9 protein-coding genes are annotated in these 8373 nt (G+C 32.3%); 1 reads left to right on the forward strand and 8 read right to left on the reverse strand.

The window, feature by feature from the left end:
- Genes rfbA through Q0075_RS00325 form a run of 7 tightly spaced genes read right to left on the reverse strand, consistent with a single transcriptional unit; the run spans position 1 to position 7759 of the window.
- A complete protein-coding gene (rfbA, locus tag Q0075_RS00295) occupies positions 1-861 on the reverse strand; it encodes a glucose-1-phosphate thymidylyltransferase RfbA (protein WP_297867772.1) in 861 nt (286 codons plus the stop codon).
- The gene (gene rfbB, locus Q0075_RS00300; RefSeq protein ID WP_297867773.1) at positions 861-1874 is read right to left on the reverse strand and encodes a dTDP-glucose 4,6-dehydratase; all 1014 of its coding nucleotides are present in this window, start codon (positions 1872-1874) and stop codon (positions 861-863) included. Before rfbB ends, rfbA begins: the two co-directional genes overlap by 1 nt.
- Positions 1874-2827, reverse strand: coding sequence for a hypothetical protein (locus Q0075_RS00305; protein WP_297867774.1), 954 nt, complete (start codon positions 2825-2827; stop codon positions 1874-1876). Before Q0075_RS00305 ends, rfbB begins: the two co-directional genes overlap by 1 nt.
- A gap of 6 nt (positions 2828-2833) precedes the next feature.
- Positions 2834-4525, reverse strand: coding sequence for a hypothetical protein (locus Q0075_RS00310; protein WP_297867775.1), 1692 nt, complete (start codon positions 4523-4525; stop codon positions 2834-2836).
- A 42-nt stretch (positions 4526-4567) separates the two neighbouring features.
- Positions 4568-5392, reverse strand: coding sequence for a carboxypeptidase-like regulatory domain-containing protein (locus Q0075_RS00315; protein WP_297867776.1), 825 nt, complete (start codon positions 5390-5392; stop codon positions 4568-4570).
- A 2-nt stretch (positions 5393-5394) separates the two neighbouring features.
- Complete coding sequence (locus Q0075_RS00320; protein ID WP_297867777.1) at positions 5395-6885, reverse strand: GH3 auxin-responsive promoter family protein; 1491 nt, start codon at positions 6883-6885, stop codon at positions 5395-5397.
- A 1-nt stretch (position 6886) separates the two neighbouring features.
- Positions 6887-7759: a M23 family metallopeptidase gene (locus tag Q0075_RS00325; RefSeq protein WP_297867778.1), complete on the reverse strand. Its 873-nt coding sequence runs from the start codon at positions 7757-7759 to the stop codon at positions 6887-6889.
- 130 nt (positions 7760-7889) lie between these two features.
- Here Q0075_RS00325 and tatA point away from each other — a divergent pair, with 130 nt between their 5' ends.
- The gene (gene tatA, locus Q0075_RS00330; RefSeq protein WP_026725433.1) at positions 7890-8096 is read left to right on the forward strand and encodes a twin-arginine translocase TatA/TatE family subunit; all 207 of its coding nucleotides are present in this window, start codon (positions 7890-7892) and stop codon (positions 8094-8096) included.
- A 76-nt stretch (positions 8097-8172) separates the two neighbouring features.
- On the opposite strand, the gene Q0075_RS00335 is transcribed toward tatA, so the two are convergent.
- Positions 8173-8373 (reverse strand): S1 RNA-binding domain-containing protein (locus Q0075_RS00335; RefSeq protein WP_297867779.1); only part of this gene is annotated, 201 nt, incomplete at its 5' end.

Consider the following 8373-nt stretch of genomic DNA (forward strand, 5'->3'; position numbering starts at 1 on the left):
TTAACTCACTAAACTCATTAAATGTTTTCCATAGCCGCTTTTCAACAAAGGTTCGGCTAATACTTTTAACTGATTGGAATCAATGAAGCCCATTTTATAGGCGGCTTCTTCAATGGCGCCAATTTTTAATCCTTGACGTTCTTCAATAACTTCAACAAATTGACCAGCTTGCATTAACGATTGGAACGTTCCTGTATCTAACCAAGCCGTTCCCCTATCTAAAATACTTACTTGTAATTTACCTCGATTCAAATATTCTTTATTCACATCGGTAATTTCTAATTCCCCTCTATGACTTGGTTTGATATTAGCTGCAATATCTAAAACATCATTATCATAAAAATAAATTCCAGGAACAGCATAGTTTGATTTTGGATACTCAGGTTTTTCTTCGATAGATAACACTTTTCCATCTTTATCGAAATCAACTACTCCATAACGCTCTGGGTCGTGTACATGATACGCATAAATAATGCCACCATTTGGATTATTATTAGCTTGAAGTAATTCCGCTAAACCAGTTCCGTAGAAAATATTATCTCCCAAAATCAGAGCTACTTTGTCATTTCCAACAAACTCTTTTCCAATGATAAATGCTTCTGCTAATCCATTTGGATGTTCTTGAACGGCGTATTCAAATCGACAACCTAATTTACTTCCATCGCCTAATAATTGACGAAATAAAGGCAAATCATGAGGTGTTGAAATGATTAGAATTTCACGAATTCCCGCCCACATCAAAGTTGATAATGGATAATAAATCATCGGTTTATCGTAAATAGGCATCAACTGCTTACTCACCGCCAATGTTAACGGATGTAAACGTGTGCCTGAACCTCCAGCTAATATAATTCCTTTCATTAGTTGTTATATTTTTGTAAGTACCATTCGATGGTTTTCTTAATACCTGATTCGAAATTTTCGTCAGCATTCCAGCCTAATTCGTTTTCTATTTTTGTAGCATCAATGGCATATCGTAAATCATGACCCGGTCTATCTTTCACAAATGTAATTTGATCTTGATATTTTCCCTCTGATTTTGGTTGTAATTCATTCAAAATAGAACAAACAGTGTCAACGATGTATAAATTATTACGTTCGTTTCTTCCTCCAATATTGTAGGTTTCTCCAGCTTTTCCAGTCTTAAATGCTAGTTCAATTCCCTTACAATGGTCTAAAACATACAACCAATCGCGAACATTTTTCCCGTCTCCATAGATTGGAATATTTTCACCTTGTATCGCTTTACGAATAATGGTTGGAATTAACTTCTCATCGTGTTGTTTGGGTCCGTAATTGTTAGAACAATTTGTGGTAACCACATTCATTCCATAGGTGTGAAAATAACTTCTCACAATCATATCTGAACCTGCCTTTGAAGCCGAATAGGGGCTATTTGGGGCATAAGGTGTGGTTTCTTTAAACAAACCGGTTTCGCCTAAAGTTCCATAAACCTCATCTGTAGAAACATGGTGAAAACGGGGATTTTCAAATCCAACATTGTATTGATTTGGAGCAGACATCCATAATTTTCTTGCGGTATCTAATAAATTAAAAGTTCCTAAAACATTGGTTTTAATAAAAGCTTCTGGACCCGAAATAGAGTTGTCTACATGACTTTCTGCTGCAAAATGTATTACATCACGAAATTGATATTTTTGAAACAATTGTTCTACAAAATTTCTATCGCAAATATCGCCTTGCACAAAGGTATATCTCGGATGATTTTCAACTTCTGAAACATTTTCTAAATTTCCAGCATAAGTAAGTAAATCCAAATTCACCAAATGATAATCTGGATTATTTTCTATAAAGTAGGGAACAAAATTAGCTCCAATAAATCCGGCACCGCCTGTTATTAGAATGTGTTTCATTATTCTTGTATTCTTGATAATTGACGTTTATAAACTTTTTTAAACGAAAAAAACAGAAAGTATAGTAAAATTAATAAAAGTGGGAAAAGTACTTTGTTATTCAATAAAAGTGGTTTATAATCTCTAATGTTAAGAATACTGCTTTCTTCTTTTACAATCTTGTCAAAGATACTTTCAGTGATAAGAAGATTTTGTTTTTCTTGAATTAAGTTATCTTTCTTATCAACTAATTCTGGAATACTATTTTTTTCAGAAATTGAAATAGTTCCCGTTGAACTATTTGATGATAATAAGATTATCAAATTATCAATTTGTTTGATTAAAGAATCATTTATAGCAATTTTTTCTGCTAAATTTTTTTGATGAATTTTTTGTTGAGTTTCAAAATAAATATTGGTATTCAAGTAATTTAAAATAGGAGTAATAAACTCTTCTTTTTTTAACATGCCATCAGTCTGAATTGAAATTTTATGGTGATAATAATTTTTACTCGTTATATTATCTTTCATGATTTTATCTATATTGCCATCTTCAGCCATCAATTTAATTAACTCAAAGTTATTTTCTTGATCTTTGTTATTAACAAAACTATAAATTGCAGGATAAGCTTCAATTTCAATATTTGTAATTCTTTTGAAATTTTTCAAACCAATTTCTTGAAAGAAAATTTCGTCTTTTTCCCTTAATTTCGTGTCAATTTGCTCTATTTTTTTATATAAATACTCATTACTTCCAAAATTAGGTATTACAGAAATTTCATGATTGTATGCTTTAGAATCCAACATAAAAGCCAAAACTACTCCTACAACAAACAAAATTCCGATAATAATTATTTTCTTTTTAACAAAAAAAATAAAATCGAAAATGGAATTTAATACTCCTTTGAAAAAATTTTTAATTCCGGTGCCAATTTGTCTTAAATCGATCTCTTGATCTTGAGAATTTGTACTCATAAATTCTTATTTTACATTGAAGATTTGTTCTAATATTTTAATCGTAATTAAATACGTTGGTTTTACTCCTGTGGTACCTAATCCTCCTGATGCTAATGTACTTCCTGTTTCTAATGGATTATCAGAAGCATAATAAGCATATCTAACTTTTACATCTGGATTAATACTTTTTCTAATTTTTGATGCTGATTGAATTGCTTTTTGATAATACGCTCCTTCCATTTCTAAACCTATTGCTTGCCAAGTAGATTCATGGAAAAACTTCAACAAATCTCTATTTTGAAGTGATGTTCCTAACACCGTAATCATAGGTCCAGCAAATACTGGAATTCCATTTCCTTCAAACATTTCTTTGGTTAACTCATTTTCAAAAGGATAATTATCAGCAGTTCCTTCATTCACATGAGCACAAGGAATCATAATATCACCTTTTCCACCTTCTAAAATACCCGCTTTACCCATAATCGAAACCGATTCTACATTTAAGAAAATTTTATTTTTCTTTTCCGCTTTATAAGGTTTCAATAATTCGTCAATCGTTTCAAAAGCTTGCTCACCAAAAGCGTAATCCATTACAATAATAACCGGTTTTTCTTTGGCTAACTTCGCTTCAGCAAAAATGGTTTTCTTGAAATCAATTTTAGCCGTATCAAAAATTTGAACATCAATATTTGTTCCTGATGTGTCTGGTAATGAAATCATTCCTTGAGTTAACGCAAATTCTTCTACTTTCTTGCGCAACTCTTTGTTTGCCGAACTACTTAAATCTTCAAATATTTGAAATTCAGGTGTGTTCTTGTATTTTTTTCCTAAAACAGGTTCAGCAAAAATAGAATTCATCACACTGTGCATATTCGCACTGATAATGTGAATGGGTCTTTCAATTAAATCATTTTTAAGTAAAACATCTTTAATCGTAGTAGCCCAAATGTCGCCATAAATATGGTGTCCGAGTCTTTCTCTTAAAATTGGACTAAACGTAATCGTTCTTTTATTATTATCAACAACTTCTTCAATTGCCAATTTTCCTAACCAATACACTACGTGTAAGAATCTATCTGGAGCTTCTGCTGTAGCGAAATCATCGTAAATATCTTGTACTTCGGCAAAGGTTCTTCCTAAAACGTTAGCCGCATGAGAAATTGCTTTTTCACGGTCAATTAAGCTTAATTTTTTAGTTTGTTTTACCGCTAATTCTAATTTTTGCCAATCGCGTGAAACCGCTCCTTCATCATCAATTAAAACTCTATCTTTAATTTTGTGCGATTCGATAAAGATAAAAGTTAAATGCGTCAAAATATCATAAATGTCCGAACGTCCGCGTGTGATTTCCACATTCATTTGTTCGTCGTCTATACGATAACAATTTCTTCTTCTTTTTGGTGGAACAATCGCTTTAAAGTGTGAATTCGAATAACCTTCATCAGAAGTTAAATTGATGTAACGGCATTCTTCAATTCCAATTGGTAAACGTTCAATTACATATAACAGTCCGTTTAGCTCTACTTTTTCCTCGGCAATAGAACCGTAAATTTCTGGTCGAAGCGATAATAAAGCTTCTCTCAACGTTTCTCCTGAAACACCCATTGGCTTATAAAAACCTCTGTTAAATAAATGTCTCATGGTAATGTACAGTCGTTCAATAGCTGCTGACGACTCTTGCGCTCTTGAGCGCGAAATGTTTTTAATGTCCTTCATTAATTTTATATTTTCTAACCTACAAATGTAGTGTTTTTTATTTTAGTTCGATAAAATCAAGTTTATCGAGGGTTCATAAACACTGATTTTCTCTGAATTTTCGCCTGATTGCTTGCTCCATTTTCCGTAAGCGTACGTATAAAAAAAATCTCTATCTACATAATTGTAAAGCACATAAGGCTGATACTTAGTGCCCGTTTTATTGCTTTCTATTAGCAATTTTTCATAAGCAACAAACATTCCTTTTTCAGGAAAAACCAAATCAAAATCTGAAATAGTAAAACGATGTTTGATTACTCCTTTTTTTAATGTTACTATGTAATCTTTAGTTAATAATTCTTCACCCGGAAATCCGTTTTCATCTACGCTGTAAAAGTGAAGTTTAATGGTGGCGTTATCTATTCTACTATCAGTAAATATGGTGACTTCTTTTATAAATTTTGTTTTGCTATAAGAAGGTTGATAAGAAAAAAACTTCGCTTCTATTTTAGGTCCGTTATCAAACGATTGAAAAATAGCGTTTTCAACATTACCGATTTCAACTTTTTTAGTGTGCTTTTTATTTAGGACTACCACTTCTCTTAAATCATAAGTAGTAGGTTTTAAAAAAACTTCCGAAATTTCAGTTCCTTTCAATGTTTTTCTTTCATATCCTAAAACAGAAATCACAATGTTTTTATCTTTTGAAGCTTGTAAAAAGAACGTTCCATCCGCTTCCGAAGTAGTTCCAATAGTTTCATTCTCCACCCAAATATTTACAAAAGGAATCGGTTCGCCAGAAATACTGTCTTTGACTACACCTCGGATTTGTGAAAACGCAAATTGGGAAACAATCAAGAAAATCCAAATCAGTCTTTTATCTTTCATCTTTATTCTTTTGTATCAAAAAACTGAGCAATTTTTCTATCGTTACTTAATCTAGGTAATTTATTTTGTCCTCCTAATTTTCCAATGGATTTCATGTATTCTTGGAAACCATTTTTGGAAACTTTTGTAATGACTAGCGTTCGCAAAACATTCCCAACTATCAAATCGTCATAATACACATTTTGTTTGCGCATGGCAGCATCAATTTTTAAAGCAAAATCTTCTAGATTTTCGGGTTCATTTTCAAATTCGATAAACCATTCATGATAAGGCAAACCTTCGGTTGGTGTGATTTGTGGCGCAACTGTAAATTCATTTACTCGAACATCAGTTCCTTCCATTGATTCTTTTAAAGCCGATTCGACTTCTTTTCCAATTACGTGTTCGCCAAAAGCAGAAATATAATGTTTAATTCTTCCCGAAACGATTACTCGATATGGTTTTAAACTCGTAAACTGAATCGTATCGCCAATATTATAAGCCCAAAGTCCAGCGTTGGTAGAAATAATTAAAACATAATTTACGCCTAGTTCAACTTCGCCAATGGTGTAGCGTTTTGGATGTTCCGTGAAAAATTCGTCTGCTTTTATGAATTCGTAGAAAATTCCGGAATTCAATAACAGTAACATGCCTTTTTCTTTTTGTGAATCTTGGTAGGCAAAAAAGCCTTCGGAAGCCGGAAACAATTCAATCGAATCGACTTTCCTTCCAATTAAATTTTCGAACTTCGCTCGATAGGGTTCATAATTGACGCCACCATAAATAAACAAATTGAAGTTTTTGAAGATTTCGCCAACGGGTTTGTTTGCTTTTTCCTTTAATTTTTCAAAATACATTTGCACCCATGACGGAATTCCCGAAATCACCGTCATGTTTTGCTTAATGGTCTCTTCTACAATAGCATTAACTTTAGTTTCCCAATCTTCGATGCAATTGGTTTCCCAACTTGGCATGCGGTTTTTTTGTAAATATTTCGGAACAAAATGCGCTACAATTCCGGATAATCTTCCAAGTTTGATACCGTTTTTTTCTTCTAAAATAGGACTTCCTTGTAAGAAAATCATTTTTCCTGATACAAAATCTGCTTTTCCAGTTTCGTGTATGTAACTCAAAATTGCATTTCGAGCGGCTTGAATATGAAACGGCATTGATTCTTTTGTCAACGGAATATATTTGGCACCCGAAGTAGTTCCAGAAGTTTTAGCAAAATAAAGCGGTTTTCCTTTCCAAAGTACATTTTCTTCACCTTTTACCACTTTATCTACATAATGTTTCAAACCTTCGTAATCGCGAACGGGAACTTTTTGAACAAAATCAGAATGAGATTTTATCGAACTAAAATCGTGGTCTTTTCCAAATTGCGTTTGAGCTGCTTCTTTGATTAATTCTTCAAAAACTTTTTGTTGGGTTTCAACAGGATTATTGGCCCATTTTTGAGTTTTGGCGTGAATTCTTTTGGCAAATAACTTGGCCGCAAAAACTTTTACTGACATGTTAATTGAAATTGATAAATTGAGTTGGATCAATTGGGAAACCGTCTTTCCATAATTCAAAATGCAAGGTAGCACCTGAATTTTGAACCGTATTTGCATTTCCAGCAAGAGCGATAACTTCTCCTGATTTCACTGTATTTCCTTGTTTTTTAGTTACCGAAGCTGCATTTTTATACACCGATAAAATATCATCTTTATGACGCACAATCACCACATAACCCGAACTTGGTGTCCAATCCGAAAAAATGATGGTTCCAGCTGCAACAGCTTTGATTGGTGTATTATCGGTAAGTGCAATCGTAACGGCCAAATGTTTATTTCCAACATTATACTTTTGTAAAATACTTCCTTGAGCCGGCGGAAACAATACAAAACTTACTTTAGGTTTTGAAGATTCAAAAACGTTGTATTTATCTTCTTTAATAACTTGTTCCCTTAGCTCTGTTTCTTTATCGGTTGGAGCAAGTTCTGATAAATCCAATTCTGCAACATCTAAAGCTTTAATAGAATCTTTATTTAACTTCGCATATTCTAAATCGCCTGTAAGCACTTTTTTTATAGATGCGATATAAGCGTTATTGATTTTTACCGATTTTTCAAGAGAATCTGATTTTATTGCCATTTCCAAGGCTTCTTGTTTCAATTTAGTAGAAGCATAGCCTGGAATATACTCGCGAAGTGGTGTAAAAGCAATGATATAAGTAGTAACAAAAATGATTAAAATAGCGCCAACCGTTGCCACCACAAAGACGTTCATTAAATTTAATTTTAATGAAAAAGTTTCTTCAAAAGTATCCTCGTTAAGAATAACTAACCTTCTCTTATTGAATAATTTTCTTAATAAAAGTTGTCTTTTTAGCCTTTTATTAGCCATTTTTAAAACATATTAATTACACAAATATACTAAATACAACGGGTTTCTAATTTCGAATTGTATAATTAATCGTTAAAAAATAATCATTTGTTAATTTCTTTATATCTTTGTACTTTAAAATTTAGAAAAAATGAATGCACTAGCTATATTTTTAGGAGTTGTTGGTCCAACACAAGTTATTCTTATAATCGCTATTATTGTTTTACTTTTTGGTGGTAAGAAAATTCCTGAATTAATGAAAGGAATTGGAACTGGTATCAAAGAGTTCAAAAACGCAGCAAAAGATGACCAACCTGCTAATTCTAAAAAAGAAGAAGAAACGAAAGAAAAAGAATAGTTTTTCTTTTAAATATTTAAAATCCCAAATTCCAACTTTTATTAGTTAGAGTTTGGGATTTTATCTTTTTACTCGATTACAATATCATCGTCAACTGAATTCTCTTTCTCGCTTCGTCAACCTCAACTACTTTTACTTGCACGTGTTGGTGCATTTTTACAACTTCATTTACATCGGAAACATAGCCTTCTTTCAATTGCGAAATGTGAACCAAACCACTTTCTTTGATTCCTAAATCTACAAAACATCCAAAAGCGGTAATGTTATTCACAATTCC

This window comes from uncultured Flavobacterium sp. (genome assembly GCF_937967675.1).
Lineage (GTDB): Bacteria > Bacteroidota > Bacteroidia > Flavobacteriales > Flavobacteriaceae > Flavobacterium.

What these genes read in the sequence shown, in the direction of transcription:
- rfbA (WP_297867772.1), bottom strand. Translation starts at nt 861, where the DNA reads ATGAAAGGAATTATATTAGCTGGAGGTTCAGGCACACGTTTACATCCG.
- rfbB (WP_297867773.1), bottom strand. Translation starts at nt 1,874, where the DNA reads ATGAAACACATTCTAATAACAGGCGGTGCCGGATTTATTGGAGCTAAT.
- Q0075_RS00305 (WP_297867774.1), bottom strand. Translation starts at nt 2,827, where the DNA reads ATGAGTACAAATTCTCAAGATCAAGAGATCGATTTAAGACAAATTGGC.
- Q0075_RS00310 (WP_297867775.1), bottom strand. Translation starts at nt 4,525, where the DNA reads ATGAAGGACATTAAAAACATTTCGCGCTCAAGAGCGCAAGAGTCGTCA.
- Q0075_RS00315 (WP_297867776.1), bottom strand. Translation starts at nt 5,392, where the DNA reads ATGAAAGATAAAAGACTGATTTGGATTTTCTTGATTGTTTCCCAATTT.
- Q0075_RS00320 (WP_297867777.1), bottom strand. Translation starts at nt 6,885, where the DNA reads ATGTCAGTAAAAGTTTTTGCGGCCAAGTTATTTGCCAAAAGAATTCAC.
- Q0075_RS00325 (WP_297867778.1), bottom strand. Translation starts at nt 7,759, where the DNA reads ATGGCTAATAAAAGGCTAAAAAGACAACTTTTATTAAGAAAATTATTC.
- tatA (WP_026725433.1), top strand. Translation starts at nt 7,890, where the DNA reads ATGAATGCACTAGCTATATTTTTAGGAGTTGTTGGTCCAACACAAGTT.